Below are 22,028 nucleotides of genomic sequence, written 5' to 3' on the forward strand. Positions count from 1 at the left end.
ATCTCGGCGGCGTCAGTCCGCAGGCCTTTGAACAGGCCTCGTCGTGAGGACAGAATTTGTCTACTGGCGTGGGGTCAGTCCACTCGTCACCCTGTGATTCCCCATTTTCTTTCCCTATAGGCCCATAATCTGGGGAATCAAATTAACTCATTGTTAATTAGATATTTTCAATCCCTCTACATGGGCTGTCTCTTACCGTGTTTATCGATAAAAAAAGGGGACTCTGCCGGTAAAATAGTGGGCAATGATAACCTTTTGTATTATTTCCTGTGATATTGATGCTTAAGCAAGGTTAATCTCTTGATTAAAAACAGCACAGCGCTATGATTTTGAGAGATATTTCCCAAAATCGAACTTTTCAGCCGTTGTCTGGTAGCAATAAGTGACGGGTGAATGCGCGAGGAGCCTGACGTTGACCACCCCGATTCCCCCTTTATCAGCTAACTTTGCTTTTCTGGAAGAATATGACCCGCTGTTTGTGCAGATAACCGCAACGGCTGAGCAGGTGTTTGCCAGTGACCCGAACACTACGCTGATGAAACTGCGGCAATTTGGTGAGGTTCTCGCCCGGAATATTGCAGTCCGGTTAAATATCAGTCTGGAAGATAACCCCAGCCAACAAGAGCTGTTGTATCGCCTGGACAGAGAGTTACAACTCGACCCTGCCATTCGCCAGCTGTTTCATACTTTACGTATCGAAGGGAATAAAGCCACCCATCAGTTCCAGACTAAACACCGGGAAGCTATGGATGCATTACGCATCGCCCGTGCTTTAGCAATTTGGTTTCATCAAACTTTTGGCAGTGCGGGGAGTGGCTTCAATCCCGGCCCCTTTACTGCTCCCCATGATCCCAGTACCCAGTTAACCCAGTCTCAGCTAGCCATTGAAAAACTTAAGCAGACACTGCTGGCCACCAACCAAAAACTGGAAAGTAGCGAACAGTTACAGACATTACTCAAACAGCAGAAAGAAGAGTATGCCCAACTGGCCGAGGCGATGGATCAGGAGGTGCGGGAACAGCAAACCCTGCTGGAGATCAATCAGCAGGATTTGCTGCGTTTGCAGAAGGAGTATGACGCTAAGTTAAAGACGCTTCAGGAACAACTTGCCCTGCAAGCTCAGCAGGTGGTTACCGCCCAGCGGAAGGAGTTTGGTCGTAAGTCCAGCTCAGCCCGTAAGCAGGTGATGACCGAAGAACTGACGCGTATTCTGATTGACCAGCAGCTTAATGAGTGGGGCTGGCTGACAGATACCGAGGAACTGACCTGGAAAAAAGGCGCTCGGCCAGAAAAAGGTGTCAACAAAGCCATTGCTGAATGGCCTACCTTGCTGAATGGTGAGCGTGGTAAAGCAGATTACGTCTTATTTTGTGGGCTTATCCCTCTAGCGGCAGTTGAAGCGAAAAAGAAAAATGAAAATGTCGCAGGGAAAATTCCCCAGGCGGAGCGTTATAGCAAAGGCTTTCAGTTTGATGCCTCATTAACGCCTGCCTGGAAGGAAGAGGGGTTAACTGCAGGTTGGGATGACGGTACCGGAGAGGTGTTCCAAATCCCCTTTGTTTTCTCCTGCAATGGACGCCCTTACGTTAAACAACTAGCAGAGTTTTCCGGGACCTGGTTCCGGGATGTACGCTCTCTGGATAATACCCGCTACCCGTTAGAAAATTTTATTACCCCTGAGGGGCTGATAGATCGTCTCCATCGCAGCCGAGCTGATGCCGAAGCCAAACTGCATAAGGAACCATTTGGCTACCTTGGTTTACGTGATTATCAGGAAAAAGCGGTCAAAGCAGTGGAATCGTCTCTGGAGGACGGGGAGCGAGAAGCGCTGCTGGCGATGGCCACTGGCACCGGTAAAACCCGTACCATCATCGGCCTGATCTACCGCTTTTTAAAAGCCGAGCGCTTTAAACGGATTTTGTTCCTGGTTGATCGTTCAGCGCTGGGGGAACAGGCCCAGGATGCCTTTAAAGAGGCTTCGTTAGAGCAGAACCAAACCTTATCGCAGATCTACAATATTGCTGAGCTGGGTGATATGGCAGCCGAAGCGGAGACACGCGTTCAGGTGGCCACGGTTCAGGCCATGGTCAGCCGTATCTATCGTTCAGGTAATCCGCCTGCGGTGGATACCTTTGACTGCATTATTATCGATGAGGCGCACCGGGGATATACTCTCGATCAGGAGATGACCGAAGGCGAACTCGCTATTCGTGATAATGCCCAGTATCTTTCCAGCTATCGTCGGGTGCTGGACTATTTTGATGCGGTAAAAATTGGATTAACAGCCACACCTGCCAAACATACCAGCGAGATTTTTGGGCACCCAGTCTATACCTATTCTTACCGCGAAGCGGTGGCAGAAGACTGGCTAATTGATCATGAACCGCCGATTCGCTATACCACTCTGCTCAGTAAGCATGGTATTCACTTTGAGAAAGGTGATGAGGTCAGTGCAATTGATACCGAAACCGGTGAAGTGGATATCAGTGAACTGGAAGATGAGCTCGATTTTGATATCGAGGCCTTTAACCGCCGGGTGATTACCGAAGAGTTTAATCGGGTAATTTGTGAAGAGCTGGCGAAAGAGATCGATCCTACAGGAAATGAAAAGACCCTGATTTTCTGCGCCACCGATGCTCATGCAGATATGGTTAAGCGCCTGTTAGATAAGGCGATGGGTGATGTTCACCCTGATTTTAACCAAGTAGCGATAGAAAAAATCACTGGCAAAAGTGATCAGGTCAGTAAGCTTATCAAGCGCTTTAAAAATGAGCGCTACCCCAGTATTGCTATCACGGTTGACCTCCTGACCACCGGGATTGATGTCCCGCCTATTACGCATCTGGTTTTCTTGCGGCGCGTGAAGTCCCGCATTCTTTATGAACAGATGATTGGCCGGGCAACACGGCGCTGTGATGAGATCGGTAAAACCGTTTTCTGGATCCACGATCCGGTGGATCTCTATGCCACCCTGCAAGATGTGAATACCATGAAACCGCTGGTCAAAAATGCCGGGGTCAGTATTGAACAGCTGGTTGAAGAGTTAGCTAATGATGATGTACTGGCCACCGCACTCAATACGCCGGGGGATAGTGCCACGGAAACGCAAGCGGATAGCCTGCTTAATCAGCTGAGCCAGAAAGTGATGCGAGTGCTGCGTAAAGCCGAGAGCAAGGCTGACAGGCAGCCGGAAGTGCGCCATAAGTTAAATGAGCTGGAAGCCTTATGGGGCGTCGAGCCGAAAAACCTGCATCAGCATCTGCATAAAATCGGAACTCAGCAAGCCTCCGTGTTTCTGAAACAGCACCGTAATCTGATTACACAGCTGGAAGATGTGGGAGCGCTGCTGGGTAGTGAATACCGCCCGGTGATCTCTGATCACAAAGATGAGCTGATCAGTAGAGAGCAAAACTACGGGCGCTATCAAAAACCGGCAGACTATCTACAGAGTTTTACTGAGTATATCAAAAATAACCTGAATCAGTCCGCAGCTTTATCGGTGGTGGTGAATCGCCCGCGCGATCTGACGCGAGAGCAGCTTAAAGAGATCCGTTTATTACTGGATGAAGCTGGTTACAGTGAGACCAGCCTGCGTTCCGCTATCCGCACGGAGAGCAATCAGGATATTGCCGCCACCATTATCGGCCATATTCGCCAGGCTGCTCTTGATGAGCCACTTGTCCCCTTTGAAGAGCGTGTCACTCAGGCACTGGAGCATATTTACGCCCAGCATAACTGGAACACTGTGCAGAAAAAGTGGCTGGATCGTCTGGCTAAACAACTGGTACATGAGGTGGTGCTGGATAAAAACGTGGTTAACCAGTCTTTCTCAAACATTGGCGGATCCAAAGGACTCAATAAGGTACTGGATGATCAATTAGACAGTATTCTTGAGCAAATGAACGACACCCTGTGGGCTCCAAAAACCGCCTGATCGTGTTACCCTTTCCCGTAATTTTTCAGTAAACAGGCCGGTTAACCGGCCTTCTTCGGAATACCTATGAGCAATAATAACGAAATCGTCCAGAAACTCTGGAACCTGTGTGATGTGCTGCGTGATGACGGCATTAACTACAGCGACTATGTCACTGAGCTGGTATTGCTGCTGTTTATCAAGATGGTGCATGAGAACACCGAAGCTGAAACGCTGGATAAACACACCCTGCCAGAAGGCTGTCGCTGGACTGATTTAAACGGTAAATCCGGGATTAACCTGCTGAATGATTACAAACAAATTCTGCTGAAACTTTCTACCGGTAAAGATGCGGAAGGCAACCTCGTGCATGCTGACCCGTTGATTACTGCTATCTATGCCGATGCCCAGACCCGTCTGCGTGAGCCACGCCACCTAGAGCAGCTGATCCGCTCTCTGGACCAAATCGACTGGTTTAGTGTCCAGAAAGACGGTCTGGGTGATTTATATGAAGGCTTGCTGGAGAAGAACGCCGGTGAAACCAAGTCCGGTGCCGGGCAGTACTTTACCCCGCGGGTACTGATCAATAGCATGGTTAACTGCATCAAACCCCAGCCGGGGGAAGTTGTACAGGACCCGGCGGCAGGCACCGCCGGGTTCTTAATCGCTGCCGACCAGTATATTAAGTCTCACACCGATGATCTCTACGACTTAACGGCCAAAGAGCAGCAGTTTCAGAAAAATAAAGCCTTTGTCGGTATCGAACTTGTGCCCTCAACCCGCCGCCTGGCGCTGATGAACTGCCTGCTGCACGGTATGGAAGGGGATGATGAAGGCGTGGTTCATCAGGGTAATGCCTTAGGGATGGCCGGGCAGTCGCTGGCGAAAGCCGATATTATTCTGGCTAATCCGCCTTTTGGTACCGCAAAGGGGGGGGAAGCCAGTATTACCCGAGATGACCTTACCTATCCCACCAGTAATAAGCAGCTGGCCTTTTTACAGCATATCTACCGTAATCTAAAACCGGGCGGCCGCGCCGCCGTGGTCTTGCCGGATAACGTATTATTTGAGGCCGGGGTCGGCACTGACGTGCGCCGTGACCTAATGAATAAATGTAATCTGCATACCATCCTGCGCTTACCCACCGGGATTTTTTATGCTCAGGGCGTGAAAACCAACGTACTGTTTTTCACCAAAGGCACCGAGGCGGATAAATATCAGGAAGAGAACTGTACGCAAAATATCTGGGTCTATGACCTGCGCACCAATATGCCGAGCTTTGGCAAGCGCACCCCCTTCAATGAAAACCATTTAAAACCTTTTGAAAAGGTTTTCGGTGATTCGCCCAATGGCATTAGTCCGCGTCAGGAAGGGGAGTGGAGCTTTAACGCTGAAGAAATTGAGGCCCCTGATACGGCAGAAAACGACAATGTGGCCGAGCGCCTCACGACCAGCCGCTGGCGGGCCTTTACCCGGGAGTGGATCCGCGACTCCAAAGGAGACTCGCTGGATATCTCTTGGCTACGGGATAATAGCAGCGTGGATGCTGCCAGCTTGCCAGAACCCGCGGTATTAGCCGGAGAAGCCATGAGCGAGCTGGTACAGGCCTTGGGTGAGCTGGGTGCATTGATGCGTGAGTTAGGGGCTGTGGAAGAGGCGGATGCGCAGAGCATGTTGTTACATCAAATGATGGGCGGAAGTAGTTATGAATGATTTATCCTTCCCAAATATATGGCTGTCAAGGAAAGCTCTTGATTGCTTTATACAAATATCAACTAATAAAAAAAATGTTAAAACTAAAGATTGCAAGTCTGAGGGTTTATATCCTGTCATCGACCAAGGACAACAGTTTATCTGCGGCTATATAGATGATGAAAGTAAAGTAATTAAGATATCAAGCCCACTTTGTGTGTTTGGCGACCATACCAGAGTCATAAAGTGGGTTACTCAAGACTTTGTACCTGGTGCTGATGGAACAAAAATTCTAGAAGCAGAGAAATTTATTTTTCCAAAATATGGTTATTACGCGCTCAGATTTATCGATATTCCAGATAAAGGTTATTCGCGCCATTTTAAATATTTAAAGGAATTAGAAATACCTATCTCCTCCTTGGCTGAACAAAAAATCATCGCCGATAAACTCGATGACCTTTTGGCTCGCGTGGAGAGTATTAAAACCCGGCTGGAAAATATCCCTGAAATTTTGAAAAAATTTAGGCAGTCGGTGTTGAGTGCGGCGGTAAGTGGGAAGTTGACTGAAGAGTGGAGAAATAGCGATTCTTTTGGCGAAAATATTTTTTTAGGTGATTTGATTTCTAGCGGTCCCCAAAATGGATTGTATAAGCCTTCAAGTTTTTATGGGCGTGGAACAAAAATAATCAGAATAGATAGTTTCTATGATGGTGAAATAATCGATTGGGAAAAAATAAAAAAAGTTGAATTGAGCAAGGGTGAATTAGATAAGTGGGCACTAAGAAAAAATGATGTGCTGATAAATAGAGTGAATAGCAGAGAATATTTAGGTAAGTGTGCTCTTGTCAAGAGTATGCCTAGTGAATGTGTGTTCGAAAGTAATATCATGAGACTGTCTTTAATTGAAGAGAAAGTAATTCCAGAATATATAATATTGTACCTTTGTAGTGAAAAAGGTGTTTCTGAACTAAGAAAAAATGCCAAATTAGCTGTGAATCAAGCAAGTATAAATCAGGATGATGTGAAGAACTGTATTATTCTCCTTCCCAACATAGATGAGCAAAAAGAAATTATTAGGCGAGTTAATATATGTTTTTCGTATTCAGATAAGGTTTCGGAAAATGTTTTTATAGCTTTATCTAAAGTTAATGTTATTGCTCAATCCATCATCGCCAAAGCGTTCCGCGGCGAACTAACCGCCCAATGGCGAGAGGAAAACCCTGAGCTGATTAGCGGCCTTAATAGTGCGGAAGCTCTGCTGGAAAGAATTACTGCTGAAAAGCTGGCTTCTGGCACGATAAAAAAACGCACTAAAAAGACCTCCCACTAAAATCAGCCCACGCTGGTGGGCTGTAATAATATAATCCAGCGACGAATATTACTGCTCAAAATAATCCATATCGATTTTGGGCAGTTTAATCTGTTGCGAGGTAACACCCACTTCATTATCCATCATTAAGTTAACCAGTCGATTGCCATCGATCAGGACTAAACCCTCAACGGATCGGGAAAATTCCACCGCATGGGCGGTAAAGCCTGATGTGGTGATAAAGATACCGCGTTTGGCTTTTTGCCCCGCCAGTGCGCCATAGAAAGCTTGTAGTTCTGGGCGGCCAACAGTGCCTTGCCAACGCTTCGCTTGGACATAGACCTTTTCCAGCCCAAGTTTATCCAGAGAGATAATGCCATCAATACCGCCGTCGCCGGTACCCCCGACGCGCTGGAGATCGTCTCTATGGCCGCCGTAACCAAGCTTATGCAACACATCTAAAACGATCACTTCAAAGCGATTCGGTGAGACCTGCAGCAAATTTTCCAGCAATTCGCTGGCTACCGCACTGCGGATCTCTGCCAGGGCTTCCGCTAAGCGGTCATCCGGGCTGCTGGTTTGTGGGGAAATTACCGTGTCCGGTGCGCCGTTATCATCCAGCATAACTGCATCCGCAGGGGTGGTCAGTCGGACGTTCATAAAATCAAACGCCAGATGATCAACCAGCTCTTTACTGAGGGGAAATGGATGCTGTTTAAGCCAGTTGAAGCCAGCTTCGGTTAAACACCATTTACCGCGCGACAGGCTTTGGGACAGTCCGGCACGTTTTAGCCGATCGTGGGCCCACCCGGCCCGATTTTTATAAACAGGTTGGCCGCTGGGGATAAGCTCATTACGCTGGCTATCATCAAGATGCAGTAAGTTGGCTGCTCCCTCATAAACCTCTTTTGCGGTGACTCCCGCAGGTGATTGCTGTAATACCCGTAATACGGGCTCAATAAAGTTATCGTAGGTAGGAACCGGCATGGTGCTCTCTTTCTATCTTAAGATTTAATATTTTTATTATGGCATCGAACTTATAAAGCGTGAAGTTCGATAACCAATTATTTTTATTGATTATGTTTTTTGCTTGCGAATAATAGGTTATATTTAATGGGTGCCATTAATAATCTTCACTCTCCTTTTTATTACTTTCTTCGAGGTTAATTATAATGGATAAAAAGATTGATTTTATTTTTCACCCCCAAATAAATGAAGCTTATTCTTCCAATGATATTTTTTGATGATGAAATGATTGGTTTGGAAATATCAATGGAATACTACGATTTTAGTCTTGATAACTTCCAAAGGGAAATTCTGCACTGGTTTAAACCACGCTTTGCAGCAGGGAAATTATTAGCGGGTGTACAGCAGCTAGTGAAAAAGCAGCTCCCTGAGATTAAGCCACATTCTATTGAAGTGAATGTGATACCTGCGATCTTACCTTTCGATGATGAAAACGGCGATATACTCAGCCTGCTGCAAATCTGCGGTTTAACAATAACGGATTGGCAGAGTATTCATGCGGATGTGGAAGTCACCACGCTGCCGCTCTGGCATGGTGAGGAAGAAGAGATCGTGCTTAATTTTTCCCCCAAGGTCCCGGCGGAGGTGATGCAGTATGTGAAACGCCTACATGGCTGGACAGCCTATACGGGCATTACGGTGAGTGAGACAGACCCAGGCATTATCACCCATCACGGACTTTTACCGTATATCGCTGAACCGCGGCAATCAGAAAGTTTATAGTTATCAGCAAATTATTCTTAAACCATGAGTCCGGCCTTCGCACCAAATGGTATGAAAATAAAAGTCGCTTACGAGCGGCTTTTTTTGTGCCTGGAATATGGTGATTATAAAGGTCATCAACTGTTTTCTGTCCAGCAACGTTACTTGGTTCAACTTAGCCTCAAGCCCATTTTGAACCAATCGATCGTTACCGCCTTCACGCACCACGCCACTCATCTAAACTAACTGAATACAGCAAGCTGGGCGGCGCATTCTCTACATCATAAATTTCTTCAACATACTTCAATCCAGCTTTCAACAGCACTTTCTGCGAAGCCAAATGATCGCCTCTCACCACCGCCGAAATCTTATCCAGTTGTAGCTGCTCAAAACCATAATCAACAGCGTACCGGGAAAACTCGGTTGCTAATCCTTTGCCCCATGCTTCGGTAGCAAAACGGTATCCAAGGTTGTTAACGTTGATACCGGCATAACTGCTGATGCTCAGTCCACCAAAACCCATTATCTTATCTGGCGTTTCATTTAATGAAATTGCCCATAACCCGAAGGCCTTTTCTTCCCAGTGAGTCAGCCAGCGATTCAGAACAGCTTTCGCATGGCTGATATCCGGGTAAGGGCCAGCAGGGTTGAAAGTATTCGTTGCAGGATCGCCGTAAATTCTGAATAAATCTTCGACATCCGACGCGGTTACTGGCCGCATCGTCAGACGTTCCGAGTGTGCAGGCATTTAATTCTCCGGATTATTGGCTGAAAATGGATAACCCATTAATAAGCCCCATAGTAATCTAACTTATAACGTTGCCCGTCAATTTGCAGATCGCGCCCCGGTTTTTCGATCGTGCCAAGTTCTCCCTGCTGAATGGCGCGGTCAAATGCTGCGGAATATTTGTCCGGACACGAAATTCTGTCCCGACACGAAAATCCTGCAATGTTACGCCATTGCTCATTTTCTTCGCTAAAGGCGGTGATTTCACGCTGGTCGCGATCGTATACCAGTACTTCAGGCTTACCGTCATTATTGAGATCCATGGTCCACGCGATACAGGGTGATGAAGCAACAAGGCAGGTGCGCACCCCGTAACTGTTCTCGCTCAGGCTCTGCCACCAGCTTTCCGGTAACAACGGGCTCCCTTTACGTAATGTAATCGTTTGTCGCAGCTTTAGCGCTTTTAATGCCGGGGATTCATCTCGGGTCTGGCTGGTCAGTAATGATGCGAGGGTGCCACGCCAGCTCTGCTGGGTCCGCCAGCCACTGCGGATGAGCTTGCAAGGTTAGCAACGCCTGATGACCACGGCGACCAGCAATGCTGAACATGTAGAGATCGCCGGGGTTCGCCTGCTGCAAGCCTTGCTCAAGTCGTGATAACTGATTATTTATCGTAATACGGTAAGGGTCGAGAGCCGGGCTGTGTAGCAGTAGCCACAGTATCGCCATCAGACCCAGAACACAGGTACTCAGCATATCAAGTTTTGGTGAGTCATCACGCCATGCTCGTCGTTGTAGCCAGGCAGTGCCAACTGTCCAGGCCAGGGTGACAGCAATGACAGCGGCAGCATTGATGCGATCCATTGTCCAGCCATACTGTGCTACGCGCAGCCATAGCGCCCAGGCTGCCAGTATTGCGAACAGGGGCATCAACCATTGCGCGATGACCACCAATTTGCGTAGCCAGCCAGGATAGCGCAGTACGGTTGCTGTGGGTGAGCAGACTATCGCGGTCATCACCATCATCGCCAGCGCCATGGTCGTAAGCAGCAGTACGGTGGAGACATTTTTGGGAATAATTATCAGCCCGGTAAAAGGCAATACGGCGAGGAATATCAGCGAGACAGCGGCGTGGAGCGGCAGCGCCACTGCGGCCATTAACGAGATAACCCGTTTGAAAATATTGCCGGCGGCAGGAAGGCTGCGGCATAACGCAACACTCGCCGCAATGACAACGCCGGTGGCCACGGGCGGAAAAATATCGTTATAAAAAAACCATCGATCAAATAGCCTGAGCTCAATCAGGCCGAACAGATTGCTCCACAGCAGCATAACCAACCAGAATAAACCCGTGAGCAGTGTGGCGACGATCACAGTAAAACTGTTAGCCCAAAGCGAAGCAATCACAGCGGTCGCCATGTTGTCACCCGATTTCCAGTTACGCGCCTGCAGAAACGGTAATATCAGAAATAACCAGAAGACGATAACCGGCATGATGTCGACAATAAAGAAGCGCGAACTGTCGTCGCGAAAGTTCCAGTCCAGCCAGAGGGTAATTAATGCCAAAAACGGCAGAACTGACAGGGCGAGCAGCCAGGGCAAGGGAGAGCGAAAGCGGGTCACAGTGAATACCAGCACGCCGGTAAAGCCGCTCAGCAGGACCAGCAGCAGCGCTGAAGTTTGGAAATACATCAGCGTGGCCCAGCTTGAGCCAGCTAAAAATCCGGTAATAATGATACCTGAGCGGCAGGTCGGAGTGAGTGGAGAGGTTGCAAGCATTAAACAGTCCTTGTTATGCCAAGCGCAGCGTGTGAAAACGTTAATCCTGATAGCCGTTATCTTCGGTATCAGAGTACGGAAATCATATTCTTGTTTGTGTCTGCGGCCAATATGCTGACAATATAAAGAATGAGAAATGTGATCCCACATCAGATAAATAACATCAGTATTTATCTTGTGTAAATAAAATTGTCAGGGATAGCTTTTAAGAAGTACATTGCTTCACAGCAATAATGTCGTATAGCAATGAGAAGGAGCCTCTGATGCTATCAAAACCGAATTTGACCTGCACACCGTTACGTTTTCCATTTACGGTTTACTGGAAAAAAATGAAGGGAAAAGTTTTTGACGGTTCAATAACGATAATATTCAGACGTTAAATTGTCAGACATAGATAAAAAATAAATACTACTGAACATCAGGATTTTTGTCAGTTCTCACCGATTAATATCCTGCAAGCACTATTCGCCTTAGCTAAAAATCCTCTGGATGCTTGCCTCATGTTGACGCACCTGTGCAATCACTGTTTCAGCATCTCCTGAACCCTTTTCTGTTGCGTTGTACAAGATGATCACTTCCATGCCTGGAGGTGATGGCTGGGTAAAATTGCAGAAAGCGAGGTAAAGAACACTGACAATGTTGAAAAAAGCAAGTAGGATTTAATCCTACCCGGCGGAAACTAAGGTGTTACCGATGAGAACAACACAGCAGATGAGTATTACGCTGCCGAATGAAATGGCAGCGCAGGTGAAAGCACGTGTGGCCAGTGGCGAATATGCATCAGAGAGTGAAGTTATCCGGGAGGGGCTCCGGGCGTTGATGGCTCGTGATAATGCGGTGGAACAATGGTTGCGGGAGAAGGTAGTTCCTGCGTGGGAAGCACTGCAAAACGGTGAAACAGAAAGCCTCAGTGGTAACGATATCAGGGACAGGCTGAAAGCCGAACACAGGAAGGTTACCGGAGAGGAATAATGGACTACAAGGTCGTATTCGCATCGGAAGCGGAAGAACAACTGGCAGAATTGTATCGTTATATCGCAAAAGCGGCGACACCGGAAACGGCTCTGGGCTATACGGAAAGTGTTATCGGTTACTGTGAGTCTCTGGAGCGTTTTCCGCACCGGGGAAATCGTCGTGATGATATCCTGACAGGATTGAGGGTAACGAATTATCGCAAAAGAACAATCATCGCCTTTATGGTACGTGATAAGACGGTAAGCATTTTGGGGATATGGCATGGCGGTCAGGACTATGAAGACGATCTGCTGGCCGATGAAACAGACTGATAATAATCGGCTACAGTATAGGTAGTCAGTTTCATCTGCCATTTGTAAGCATATAGTGTTCCATCCTCAGATAAAGCGCATTTGGACTAAATGATTGTCAGATTAAAATGTGTTAAATTCTGCAATCAGTTACGGTTGTTATATGCTGGTGCTTATTGCTAACATTATGCTCCCCCCTGAAAAATGCATTCAATAAATATTGAATGAAAATAAACTTGTCATAAATACTCTAAAAGAGATAAATTACTGTGCAAGGCATGAAGCCACATTATCTTGAGAAGGAGCCTCTTATGTCATCCGGTCTGAATCTGACCTGCACACCGTTAAGTTTTCCATTTACGGTTTACCGGACAAAAAACAAAATGAATGATTATCATGCTTATGATATGAGGCATGGTGATTTAAGTGAGTTTCAGTTAAAGGAACACTTTGGATTACATCAGATAGTTGAAGGTGTTAATCCTTATACTAACGAAATTTCGCGCTATCCTGTTGGTAACTACAGCTTTGCCAGACCGGCTATTATTACTGAAACCCGAAGTCGTGAAGAAATAGCGCAAATGCTATTTGATCAGTTCAGACAATACTCTGCACCCGTTTCCTTTATGGGATATCGAAAATTATTTATCAGTTTGATAAACCATCTGCAAACCGGGGATGGTGAGCCATTTTATGATGATTTATTGAACACAGCTTATCATAAGCAAATTGTAAGTGATACGACTGAAAATAGTTCACTTCTGACAATAAAAAATGTTATAGAAAGTAATATCGACTGGGGTGTGTCTGTCTATCCTGATCAATACAAGGATGAGTTTAATCAAAAGTTAAGCGGAGTTATTTTACCAAAATTCAATCTCTGGATAGATCGTGTTAACGGTTTGGGGATTTCCGTTCATGATATTTATGCAACACATATCACAATTCAATCGCTGACTGTGGATCAGGATGGTTATACTGCAATAGTTCATTATCAGGGACAGGATCATTTTGGGCTGGATGACAAAGATATAATGAGCCAGTTATATCATAACCTGCCAATTTTTCGGATTTGGTTTATACTGCAGCGCTGGGAAAAATTCGGATACAAGCCATTTGTTACTAATATGGAGGCGACTATCGAGTTCAAAGGGAGACGAAAATGAAGAGTAATTATTTAAAGATAGCATTAATATTACTTCTCCTGCCTTTAATTTATTTTATTTGGCTTCTTGCGCAACCAGTACAAATAATTGCAGTTCATACAAACAGCCACTGGACAGAAGTTTTGGTGAAAAACTTCCCTTTAACCAGTAGAGGGAAAGTCGACTGGTGGGAAAGTAACAAAACACGGTTAAAGGAAAAATATGGGATGCCTGAAACAGATAATGATGGTAGATATTCAATAACATTCTGGGATTTTGGTAATGGATATGAGATTGAACAGCCGGATAAAAGTACTTTTTTCCCCAGCAAAGACACCGATCATCTGTTCTGCTTTGAGGATATGAAGGTTAAAGCGAGATGCATAAGGAAAGAAAATATTCTGATGAATATAAATACCACCAGTGAAAATCTTATAAGGTTTGACGCAAATGGAGATGTGTATTATCAGGATAAAAACGGGAAAATATCTGAAGGAGAAAGATTCTCTTATACGGTTAAATAAAATGCTCTATAAGGAATTATAGGGGTGGCCTGTTAAAGCTATCGCGGTTCATTCAGATGAAAACAGACGCTGTAAAGTAATGAATAACTCTCCTTTAACGGATCATGGAAAGATTGACAGGTAGTTAATTAACAAAAGGTTTTTGAAAACAGATATGCTGGCTCCGAAATTATCAATGATGGTGGTTATTCTGTTGTTATTTGGGGGTAAGTGCAATTCCAAATAACCCAATCAGCTTTTCTTTAGGTGATACATACTATTATCAGAACCAGAATGGTGAAATTAATAAAGGAAGATGAATCAAAAATTATCGAGTGTCTGACGACTAATCTATAAGCGGATCAAATGAAAACTCTCACGTTAAATATTCTTGCTGCATTAATTATCACTGCAACTATCTACCTGATCTGGAAATTTTCCCGACCGACCGAAATAGTCGCTGTCCACTTGAGTCAATACGCAAGCTATATAGTAGTTAAGAACTTTCCATTTACTGACAGTGGAATGATAACATGGTGGCAGGAGAACAGAGTCTTGTTAAAAGAGAAGTATGGTGTGCCAGAACTTGGTTCTGAGGGAAGTGAATCGATTTCTGTCTGGAACTTCGGGGATGGATATCAAATTGAAAAGCCGGATAAAGATTCATTTTTCCCCAGTAAAGATACTTCTTATTTATTATGTTTTGCTGATATGAATGTCAAAGAAAATTGTATTGTCAAAGATTCCTTGATGAGCATAGGTAAAACACGTGATGGTGTAATACTCTTTCGATTTGGGAATAAAGTATATAGCGAAAAGGATAATGGGGAGGTGGTTCGCCGTAAAATCTCTGGCTCTTAAGCACTGTTAATCGGGACAGGGTAGCTTCTCTCGCTCAGGCTCAGCCGTCTGGTGTTTACTGCTGAACATCCATATATGGTGTAACACATTTTTGCGGCTTACGAAAATGAACGTAGTCACCCGCATACGCGGCTTATCACATAGCTTTTCAACCTGCGAAAAATCCTAACCACACCCTCTAATCTGCCACTTTCCTATCAATCTGCAAAAAACAATCGCCCAAACCATAAGTCAAATTTTTCCGACAATATATGATGCGCACTCAAATAGTTTTCTTTACGACCAGCAAGCACTTTACCGGCTGACTTTGCAGTCTGGCGTTGTTACGCCTTATATATATGGATGTTGAACTTATATTTCTTTTCGCTTCCGCTGTGTCGGGGTTTCTATTTTGCTAAACCAGAGTTTGAGTGGCGCGAAATATTTCTGATTTTTGTGCCGTTTGACGCTTTATCCACTGATGTTCAATCAATTCCGGCATAGGAAATAGTAATGAAACAACTCATCCTTTCAGCAGCAGTTGCTACTGTGGTTCTCGGCATGTCTGCGGCAAATGCAGCAGATAATAATGTAGGCGGCGGCCAGGTTAACTTTTTCGGTAAGGTGACTGACGTTTCCTGTACCGTTTCTGTCAATGGCCAGGGCAGCGATGCTAACGTTTATCTGGCTCCGGTTACCCTGACCGAAGTGAAAAACGCCAGCGCCAACACCTTCCTGAAGCCTAAATCCTTCACTATCGATGTCTCTAACTGCCAGGCGGCAGACGGCACCGCACAGGATGACACCAGCAAACTGGGGGTCAACTGGACCGGCGGTAACCTGTTAGCCGGTGCGAATGCCCAGCAGCAGGGTTATCTGTCCAATACCGAGAGCACCGGTGCACAGAACATTCAGCTGGTACTGGCGACCGGCACTGATGCCAGCCTGACCAATAAAATCATCCCAGGTGCCAGCGGACAGCCAAAAGCCACCACCAGTGCGGTGAATAACGGTACGCGTTTCACCTACTACGTCGGTTATGCCACCAGCACCCCGGATACGGTTTCTACCGGCGTGGTAAACAGCTACGCGACTTACGAAATCACTTATCAGTAATTGCTCTGTTAACCACAAGCGGCAGGATTCTGCCGCTTATTTTTTGAGGTAATGATGAAGTACATTGTGCTTTTTTTCTGTTTCATTTTCAGTGTTGCCGCTCAGGCCAATAATATTATTACTAATGGCACCCGCTTTATTTATCCCGGAAATGAAAGAGAAATAACGGTACAGCTGTCGAATACAGCGGATCGCCCGGCGGTCGCGCAGGCCTGGCTGGATACCGGGGATGCTAACGCCACGCCGGATACTATCACCACGCCATTTATTATTACCCCGCCGGTATCGCGTGTTGATGCCAAAAGCGGCCAGACGTTGCGGATTAAACTGGCGAACGATCATGGGCTGGCAAAAGATCGCGAGTCACTCTGGTGGCTGAATATTCTGGAAATCCCGCCGGTTACGGCCAGTGAAAAAGCCGAAAGCCAGAATATGCTGCAACTGGCGATTCGCTCGCGTTTTAAATTTATTTACCGGCCTGCCGGGCTGGGAAATCGTGAAGCCGCCGCCGATAAATTAGTGCTGAGTGCGGCGGATAAGCGCCTGACTATACGTAATCCCAGCCCATTTTATCTGACCCTGACGCGTATTTCGCACGATGGCGGCGCGGCGCTGAATGCGCATACCGTAATGCTGGCACCGCAGTCCAGCAGCACCCTGACGCTTTCTGGATCGGTCCGGCGCGGAGAGACGCTGACGGTGAATAATATTAACGATTACGGTGCCGATATCGCGACACAAGTGGTTGTGAAGTAGGGAACCGATGATGAAGCAGCGGGTGTTGAGCGGCGTGAGTCGGAGAAAAAGGACAGCAACGATATTGCTGTCGCTGTGCTGTTTTCCGGCTTTTTCCAGCGCCGAGGAGAGCCAGAACCCGGTTTATCAGTTCAATGATGGCTTTATTATGGGCAGCAAGGATAAGGTCGATCTGTCGCGATTTTCCACCAATGCCATTACCGAAGGTCGCTATTCGGTGGATGTGTATACCAATAATGAGTGGAAAGGGCGTCAGGAACTGAATATCACCCGCGCGGAAGATGGAAAATTAGGGGTGTGTTACACCCGGGCGATGCTGGTGCGCTTTGGTATTGCGGTGGAAAAACTGAATCCAGAACTGAGCCAGCGTGAGGGTTATTGCGGGCGGTTACAGCAGTGGCGTGATGACCCGAATGTCACTGACCATTTTATTCAGTCTTCACTGCGGCTGGATATTTCGGTTCCGCAGCTTTACGAGGATCAGCTGTATAAAAGCTATGTCAGCCCGGAATACTGGAATAAAGGTATCACCGCACTGAATCTTGGCTGGATGGCGAACGTCTATAACAGCCATCTCTCATCCGTCGATAGCCGCGACGACAGTAGCGCCTGGCTGGGGATTAACGCCGGGCTGTCATGGGATGGCTGGTTACTGAAACATATCGGCAATCTGGACTGGCAGCAGCAAAAAGGATCCGCCAGCTGGAACAGCAATCAGACCTATTTACAGCGACCGATCCCGCAGATCAATTCGATCGTCAGCAGCGGGCAGATCTTTACCAGCGGTGAGTTTTTCGATACCACCGGTTTGCGCGGCATTAACCTCGCCACCGACGATAATATGTTTCCCGATGGTATGCGCGCCTACGCGCCGGAAATTCGTGGCGTGGCGCAAAGTAATGCGCTGGTGACGGTGCGCCAGTCGAACAATATTATCTACCAGACGACAGTATCGCCCGGGCCTTTTATCCTTACGGATGTTTACCCTTCGGGTTATGGCAGCGATCTGGAAGTGTCGGTGAAAGAGGCCGATGGCAGTGTGCAGGTGTTCAGCGTGCCCTATGCGTCGGTCGCGCAGCTGCTGCGTCCGGGTATGACGCGTTATGCCTTATCTGCCGGTAAGGTGGATAACGAGAATCTGCGCAATAAACCGATGCTGTATCAGGGCAGTTATCAGTATGGCGTCAACAACCTGTTTACCGGCTATGTCGGCGTAACGGGCTTTGATCAGTATCAGGCTTTTCTGCTGGGGACCGGGCTGAATACCGGTATTGGTGCGTTATCACTGGATGTGATTCAGTCACGTCTGAAGATGGATCAGGGTGAAAAGAGTGGTCAAAGTTATCGCGCCACCTTCAACCGCATGTTTGCCGAGACGCAAACCAGCATCGTGCTGGCGGCTTATCGCTACTCGACGAAAGACTATTACAACCTGAACGATGCGCTGTATGTCGTTGATCAGCAGAAGAATGCCGGGCGAAACTACAGCCTGTGGCGTGAGAAAAACGGCTTCAGCTTTACGGTAAATCAGAATCTGCCAGAGGGATGGGGCGGGTTTTATCTTAACGGGCAGATTTCTGACTACTGGAACCGCTCCGGTAGCGAAAAGCAGTATCAGCTGAGCTACAACAATATGTTGGGTCGCCTCTCCTGGTCGCTGGGCGGGCAACGTATCTATACCCCGGACAGCTCCGGGCATCGCCGTGACGACCGCATTTCACTTAACTTTAGCTACCCGCTGTACTTTGGCGAAAGCCGTACCGCCAGTCTGACCTCCAGTACGGCCTTCAATAATTCGCGCTTCAGCAGCACCCAGATGGGGGTAAGCGGGTCGCTCGATGATGAAAACAACCTTGGTTACGGCGTGAGTACTTCAACATATCGCGGCGGTCAGCATGATGTCGCGCTGAATGGCAGTTATCGCACGCCTTACAGCGCGTTATCGGCCAGCTACAGCCAGGGCGAGGGATACCGTCAGAGTGGCCTGGGGGCCAGCGGCACGCTGATTGCGCACCGGGGCGGCGTGACCTTCTCGCCGGAAACCGGCAGCACGCTGGCGCTGGTGGAAGCGAAAAATGCTGAGGGCGCGCGTTTACCTGGCTCGCCGGGCAGCAGAGTGGACAGTAATGGTTACGCCATCCTGCCATATCTGCGCCCGTACCGGATTAACGCGGTGGAAATCGATCCCAAAGGCATGGCGCAGGATGTGACATTTGATAAAACCGTCAGCCAGGTGGTGCCTTATGAAGGCAGCGTGGTAAAGGTGGCGTTCGGCACCACGGTTGAGCGCAACAGGATGATCGTTGCCCGTCAGCGCAATCATGCGCCGTTACCGTTTGGTGCCAGCATCGTCGATCCGGCCGGTAAGGAGATTGGTGTGGTCGGGCAGGGCAGTATGCTGTTTATCAATGATGACAAGGTAAAGCAGTTTGCGGTCAGATGGAGTGGTGGTCAGTGCGACATCAGTCTGGAACAGAATAACGCTAAGGAAGTGCTATGTCGCTGAAGACAATGTTGCGCTGTGCCGCCGGGCTGCTGGCCGTGATCGCGGTATCCTCTTATGCTGACTGCACGCGCCTGGCGCAGCGCACCGTCACGCTGGATATGGTGGTCGGCAGAGTTGTCGTCAATCCGGATCTGCCGGTCGGGTCGGTGATTGCTACCCGCAACTGGACCATGTCGGCCGGTGATGGTGCCAGCTACCGCTGCCGGGGCACCTCGAATTTCGTCGCAAAAGTGGTAGCGCCTGGGGCGATGGATTTGGGCAACAAAATCTACTCCACCAACGTGCCTGGCATTGGCCTGCGCTTTAGCCGCGGTGGCGCGACGGTCAATATTGTCTATCCCGGTAACTATATCTCCAGCACTTCGCGTACCACCGATTACTCACTGGAAGGTTCGCGCTTTACGCTTGAAGTGATTAAAACCGCCCAGCTGACCGGCAGTGGCACCATTGCCAGCGGCAAATACACCTCGTATGACTATCAGTACGGTAATAATCCGATCCTGGAAACCTGGCTTAGCGCCAATGCGATTACTGTGGTTTCCCCTTCCTGCACGGTGCTGGCGGGCAAGAATATGAATGTGGATCTCGGAATGATTAAACGCAGCGATCTTAAAGGCCGGGGCAGCTACGCCGGGGGACGTCAGTTTAATCTGCAACTGCAATGCAGTGGCGGTATCAGTGCCACCGGGTATGCGAATATTAATACCACCTTCTCCGGTACGCTGGCGAGCGGGACCACCGCCAGTCAGGGCGTACTGATTAACGAGAAAACCGGTTCCGGCGCGGCGCAGGGAGTGGGAGTACAGGTGCTGAAGGATGGCTCACCGCTGGAGATGAATAAAAAGTACAGCATTGGCCAGTTACGTAACAATCAGACGCAATATATTACCCTGCCGTATACCGCCCGTTTCTACCAGTATCTGCAAAATATCAGCAGTGGCGAGGTGGAGTCACATATGGTGTTTAATCTGACTTACGATTAAAGCCGGCGTCGGCAGACAATAAGGTTTCACACCACGCCGGGTATTCCCGGCGTGGTCAATCCACCGTAGCGGGTTCGGCAGTCAGCGTGGCGATATTGACCTCTTTCCAGTAGTGTCCCTGTAAAGCAAACCACGGCATGCCGGCAAGCCAGCGCTGATGCTGTTCATTTTCAATACCTTCAACCACCACTTTGTAGTTGTTACAGTGCAAAAAACTGAGCAATGAATGCATTAGTTGTTTACCCTGACTTTCTCCCATTAAATACCAAAAAATGTCTTTATCGATTTTTATATAGTCAAAGTGATGACGTCGAATGGATGCCAGCCCGGCATAGCCGGAGCCAAAGTCATCAAGCCATAATGGCAGTGCGTGCGCGGTTGCGCTTTGCAAAGGAGAGTTGTCGGTAAGGCTACAGGAATGTTCGTTAACTTCGAAGTGAATGCATCCTGTCGCTTTTACCCGCCGGATAATGGCAGAGTCTTTCAACAGCGTAAGCGTATGGTTATCCAGATTAATCGTGACATAAATCTGACGTTCGTTGAACCAGTCTTTGTGCGCTTCAACTAAATCGAGTTGTTCATGTATTATCGCTTCGCGAACAGCATTGCTGGCAAAGCTAAAAAAGTGTTCCGGAGAGAGGGGGGTTAAACTGGCGTGCAGACGGGTTAAACATTCTACAGCCACCAATTTTCCGGCAGCAGAAAACATTTTCTGAAAAACATAGCTGACAGAGATATCATCCCGGGATAAATTTTCAATAAAAGCTTTTTCTGATTCCATTTTCTTCTCAGTAGCATTGGCAGTTTTTATCTGAGCTTTTCAGAGTGTGCGGCTGCCTGATCCCTGTCATACTTCGCCATCAATGATTAAATCCATCTTATTATAAGATAACTTTTTAGTTTAATCTTCTGTTTATAGTGCTTAAGGTGATTTTTTTATCTGTGGCTGACCACAAAGTTCTTCGGTTTTTTTACTGCTGGCGACAGAATGCAGTCAGTTATTAGTCGCCGCCAGTCGTTAAGACATTGAGTGGTATTTGTACCATTTGTTCTGCTTTTTCTGATGGAGTATCAGATTCATCAATATATCATCCAGCTCTCTTTCTATATGCCCAATATTTCTGAAATTGCAGGCGAGGTGAAGATAGCTTTTTTTCTGGTTATTGATGTCTATTTCACTGATCTCTTTGATATTGATGATAAAAATATCTGTCGAGATTTTTCCATAGCTTTCAAAGTCGAGAACGGTATTTTTAAGGATAGAGCCAATTAGAGCGGGGGCGTCAATAACCGGTGAGACGATCAGCGCGCAACCGCCTTTAGAAATGTTTTTTATTTGCAGTTTATAAGGCTCGCCATTTTTAAATCTGCCGTGACAGAAGAAATTATGATCTTCTGAAACATCAATTCTCAAATCTTTTCTTCGCTGCGTAATATTGATTTTTTGTGGCATCGGAATATGCAGCAATGCCTCATTGTCAGCGCAGACAAGTTGAGTGGCTGCCGTTTTGAATTCAATGTTTGAGATATTATTCTGAATGGAAAAGTGCAGCGTCTGATTGCCATTAACAATTTTTTTATTAAAGGGTATCGCAAGGCCATTTAAATCTATCTTACACAGGCGGCTTATGACGATACCTTTGTTACAAGATATCTCAATCCGGCTGTTTTTTTTGAATGCTTCCCGCAGCACGGCTAAAATTTCAAAGCGGTCTTTTTTTTCGTATACGCCATCCATACATCAATCATCCTTTTCAATGCTTTCT

Annotated in this window: 19 protein-coding genes; 13 read left to right on the forward strand and 6 right to left on the reverse strand. The window is 47.2% G+C overall.

The annotated features are described in order from the left end of the window. Positions 1-412 precede the first annotated feature (412 nt). From hsdR to NG42_RS17545, 3 genes are all read left to right on the forward strand, one after another. Positions 413-3,934 (forward strand): type I restriction-modification system endonuclease, encoded by a 3,522-nt coding sequence (gene hsdR, locus NG42_RS17535; protein ID WP_052901522.1) that lies wholly within the window; start codon positions 413-415, stop codon positions 3,932-3,934. Positions 3,935-4,000: 66 nt separating this feature from the next. Next, positions 4,001-5,626 carry a class I SAM-dependent DNA methyltransferase gene (locus tag NG42_RS17540; protein ID WP_052901524.1) on the forward strand — a complete coding sequence of 542 codons (1,626 nt, stop codon included), beginning with the start codon at positions 4,001-4,003 and terminating at the stop codon, positions 5,624-5,626. Then, a complete protein-coding gene (locus NG42_RS17545) occupies positions 5,619-6,935 on the forward strand; it encodes a restriction endonuclease subunit S (protein ID WP_053115999.1) in 1,317 nt (438 codons plus the stop codon). The genes NG42_RS17540 and NG42_RS17545 overlap by 8 nt, the downstream gene beginning before the upstream one ends. 48 nt (positions 6,936-6,983) lie before the next feature. On the opposite strand, the gene NG42_RS17550 is transcribed toward NG42_RS17545, so the two are convergent. Beyond that, complete coding sequence (locus NG42_RS17550) at positions 6,984-7,901, reverse strand: restriction endonuclease (protein ID WP_052901526.1); 918 nt, start codon at positions 7,899-7,901, stop codon at positions 6,984-6,986. Positions 7,902-8,144: 243 nt separating this feature from the next. On the opposite strand from NG42_RS17550, the gene NG42_RS17555 reads away from it, so the two are divergent. Beyond that, positions 8,145-8,663: a hypothetical protein gene (locus NG42_RS17555; protein WP_193787954.1), complete on the forward strand. Its 519-nt coding sequence runs from the start codon at positions 8,145-8,147 to the stop codon at positions 8,661-8,663. 196 nt (positions 8,664-8,859) lie between these two features. On the opposite strand, the gene NG42_RS17560 is transcribed toward NG42_RS17555, so the two are convergent. The 3 genes from NG42_RS17560 to NG42_RS17570 are packed head-to-tail and all read right to left on the reverse strand — an operon-like array spanning position 8,860 to position 11,298. Beyond that, positions 8,860-9,390, reverse strand: a complete 531-nt coding sequence (locus tag NG42_RS17560) for a GNAT family N-acetyltransferase (protein WP_052901528.1) — start codon at positions 9,388-9,390, stop codon at positions 8,860-8,862. Positions 9,391-9,428: 38 nt separating this feature from the next. Then, positions 9,429-9,923, reverse strand: coding sequence for a DUF7057 domain-containing protein (locus NG42_RS17565; RefSeq protein WP_420911317.1), 495 nt, complete (start codon positions 9,921-9,923; stop codon positions 9,429-9,431). After that, the gene (locus NG42_RS17570; protein ID WP_082203908.1) at positions 9,847-11,298 is read right to left on the reverse strand and encodes a DUF4153 domain-containing protein; all 1,452 of its coding nucleotides are present in this window, start codon (positions 11,296-11,298) and stop codon (positions 9,847-9,849) included. Before NG42_RS17570 ends, NG42_RS17565 begins: the two co-directional genes overlap by 77 nt. A gap of 543 nt (positions 11,299-11,841) precedes the next feature. Between NG42_RS17570 and NG42_RS17575 the strand changes: the two genes are divergently transcribed. The 9 genes from NG42_RS17575 to NG42_RS17615 all read left to right on the forward strand — a co-directional run bounded on the left by NG42_RS17575 (position 11,842) and on the right by NG42_RS17615 (position 20,262). Continuing rightward, a complete protein-coding gene (locus tag NG42_RS17575) occupies positions 11,842-12,120 on the forward strand; it encodes a type II toxin-antitoxin system ParD family antitoxin (protein WP_052901534.1) in 279 nt (92 codons plus the stop codon). Beyond that, positions 12,120-12,434, forward strand: a complete 315-nt coding sequence (locus NG42_RS17580; protein ID WP_052901536.1) for a type II toxin-antitoxin system RelE/ParE family toxin — start codon at positions 12,120-12,122, stop codon at positions 12,432-12,434. The genes NG42_RS17575 and NG42_RS17580 overlap by 1 nt, the downstream gene beginning before the upstream one ends. Positions 12,435-12,724: 290 nt before the next feature. Further along, complete coding sequence (locus tag NG42_RS17585; protein WP_052901538.1) at positions 12,725-13,579, forward strand: DUF3289 family protein; 855 nt, start codon at positions 12,725-12,727, stop codon at positions 13,577-13,579. Next, positions 13,576-14,082 carry a DUF943 family protein gene (locus tag NG42_RS17590; protein ID WP_052901539.1) on the forward strand — a complete coding sequence of 169 codons (507 nt, stop codon included), beginning with the start codon at positions 13,576-13,578 and terminating at the stop codon, positions 14,080-14,082. The genes NG42_RS17585 and NG42_RS17590 overlap by 4 nt, the downstream gene beginning before the upstream one ends. A gap of 345 nt (positions 14,083-14,427) precedes the next feature. Beyond that, positions 14,428-14,922, forward strand: a complete 495-nt coding sequence (locus NG42_RS17595; protein ID WP_052901541.1) for a DUF943 family protein — start codon at positions 14,428-14,430, stop codon at positions 14,920-14,922. Positions 14,923-15,414: 492 nt separating this feature from the next. Continuing rightward, the gene (locus NG42_RS17600; RefSeq protein ID WP_052901543.1) at positions 15,415-16,017 is read left to right on the forward strand and encodes a fimbrial protein; all 603 of its coding nucleotides are present in this window, start codon (positions 15,415-15,417) and stop codon (positions 16,015-16,017) included. 54 nt (positions 16,018-16,071) lie between these two features. Continuing rightward, positions 16,072-16,773 carry a fimbrial biogenesis chaperone gene (locus NG42_RS17605; protein ID WP_052901644.1) on the forward strand — a complete coding sequence of 234 codons (702 nt, stop codon included), beginning with the start codon at positions 16,072-16,074 and terminating at the stop codon, positions 16,771-16,773. Positions 16,774-16,783: 10 nt separating this feature from the next. Beyond that, positions 16,784-19,279: a fimbria/pilus outer membrane usher protein gene (locus tag NG42_RS17610; protein WP_052901545.1), complete on the forward strand. Its 2,496-nt coding sequence runs from the start codon at positions 16,784-16,786 to the stop codon at positions 19,277-19,279. After that, a complete protein-coding gene (locus NG42_RS17615; RefSeq protein WP_052901547.1) occupies positions 19,270-20,262 on the forward strand; it encodes a fimbrial protein in 993 nt (330 codons plus the stop codon). Before NG42_RS17610 ends, NG42_RS17615 begins: the two co-directional genes overlap by 10 nt. 55 nt (positions 20,263-20,317) lie before the next feature. Here the strand turns inward: NG42_RS17615 and NG42_RS17620 are convergent, their stop codons facing one another. Continuing rightward, positions 20,318-21,043 carry an EAL domain-containing protein gene (locus NG42_RS17620; RefSeq protein ID WP_052901549.1) on the reverse strand — a complete coding sequence of 242 codons (726 nt, stop codon included), beginning with the start codon at positions 21,041-21,043 and terminating at the stop codon, positions 20,318-20,320. 237 nt (positions 21,044-21,280) lie between these two features. Continuing rightward, a complete protein-coding gene (locus NG42_RS17625; protein WP_052901550.1) occupies positions 21,281-22,000 on the reverse strand; it encodes a flagellar brake protein in 720 nt (239 codons plus the stop codon). Between the last annotated feature and the right edge of the window lie 28 nt (positions 22,001-22,028).

The organism is Winslowiella iniecta, from assembly GCF_001267535.1.
In the GTDB taxonomy this organism is placed as follows: domain Bacteria; phylum Pseudomonadota; class Gammaproteobacteria; order Enterobacterales; family Enterobacteriaceae; genus Erwinia; species Erwinia iniecta.

What these genes read in the sequence shown, in the direction of transcription:
- NG42_RS17540 (WP_052901524.1), top strand. Translation starts at nt 4,001, where the DNA reads ATGAGCAATAATAACGAAATCGTCCAGAAACTCTGGAACCTGTGTGAT.
- NG42_RS17545 (WP_053115999.1), top strand. Translation starts at nt 5,619, where the DNA reads ATGAATGATTTATCCTTCCCAAATATATGGCTGTCAAGGAAAGCTCTT.
- NG42_RS17550 (WP_052901526.1), bottom strand. Translation starts at nt 7,901, where the DNA reads ATGCCGGTTCCTACCTACGATAACTTTATTGAGCCCGTATTACGGGTA.
- NG42_RS17555 (WP_193787954.1), top strand. Translation starts at nt 8,145, where the DNA reads ATGATATTTTTTGATGATGAAATGATTGGTTTGGAAATATCAATGGAA.
- NG42_RS17560 (WP_052901528.1), bottom strand. Translation starts at nt 9,390, where the DNA reads ATGCCTGCACACTCGGAACGTCTGACGATGCGGCCAGTAACCGCGTCG.
- NG42_RS17570 (WP_082203908.1), bottom strand. Translation starts at nt 11,298, where the DNA reads ATGTGGGATCACATTTCTCATTCTTTATATTGTCAGCATATTGGCCGC.
- NG42_RS17575 (WP_052901534.1), top strand. Translation starts at nt 11,842, where the DNA reads ATGAGAACAACACAGCAGATGAGTATTACGCTGCCGAATGAAATGGCA.
- NG42_RS17580 (WP_052901536.1), top strand. Translation starts at nt 12,120, where the DNA reads ATGGACTACAAGGTCGTATTCGCATCGGAAGCGGAAGAACAACTGGCA.
- NG42_RS17585 (WP_052901538.1), top strand. Translation starts at nt 12,725, where the DNA reads ATGTCATCCGGTCTGAATCTGACCTGCACACCGTTAAGTTTTCCATTT.
- NG42_RS17590 (WP_052901539.1), top strand. Translation starts at nt 13,576, where the DNA reads ATGAAGAGTAATTATTTAAAGATAGCATTAATATTACTTCTCCTGCCT.
- NG42_RS17595 (WP_052901541.1), top strand. Translation starts at nt 14,428, where the DNA reads ATGAAAACTCTCACGTTAAATATTCTTGCTGCATTAATTATCACTGCA.
- NG42_RS17600 (WP_052901543.1), top strand. Translation starts at nt 15,415, where the DNA reads ATGAAACAACTCATCCTTTCAGCAGCAGTTGCTACTGTGGTTCTCGGC.
- NG42_RS17605 (WP_052901644.1), top strand. Translation starts at nt 16,072, where the DNA reads ATGAAGTACATTGTGCTTTTTTTCTGTTTCATTTTCAGTGTTGCCGCT.
- NG42_RS17610 (WP_052901545.1), top strand. Translation starts at nt 16,784, where the DNA reads ATGAAGCAGCGGGTGTTGAGCGGCGTGAGTCGGAGAAAAAGGACAGCA.
- NG42_RS17615 (WP_052901547.1), top strand. Translation starts at nt 19,270, where the DNA reads ATGTCGCTGAAGACAATGTTGCGCTGTGCCGCCGGGCTGCTGGCCGTG.
- NG42_RS17620 (WP_052901549.1), bottom strand. Translation starts at nt 21,043, where the DNA reads ATGGAATCAGAAAAAGCTTTTATTGAAAATTTATCCCGGGATGATATC.
- NG42_RS17625 (WP_052901550.1), bottom strand. Translation starts at nt 22,000, where the DNA reads ATGGATGGCGTATACGAAAAAAAAGACCGCTTTGAAATTTTAGCCGTG.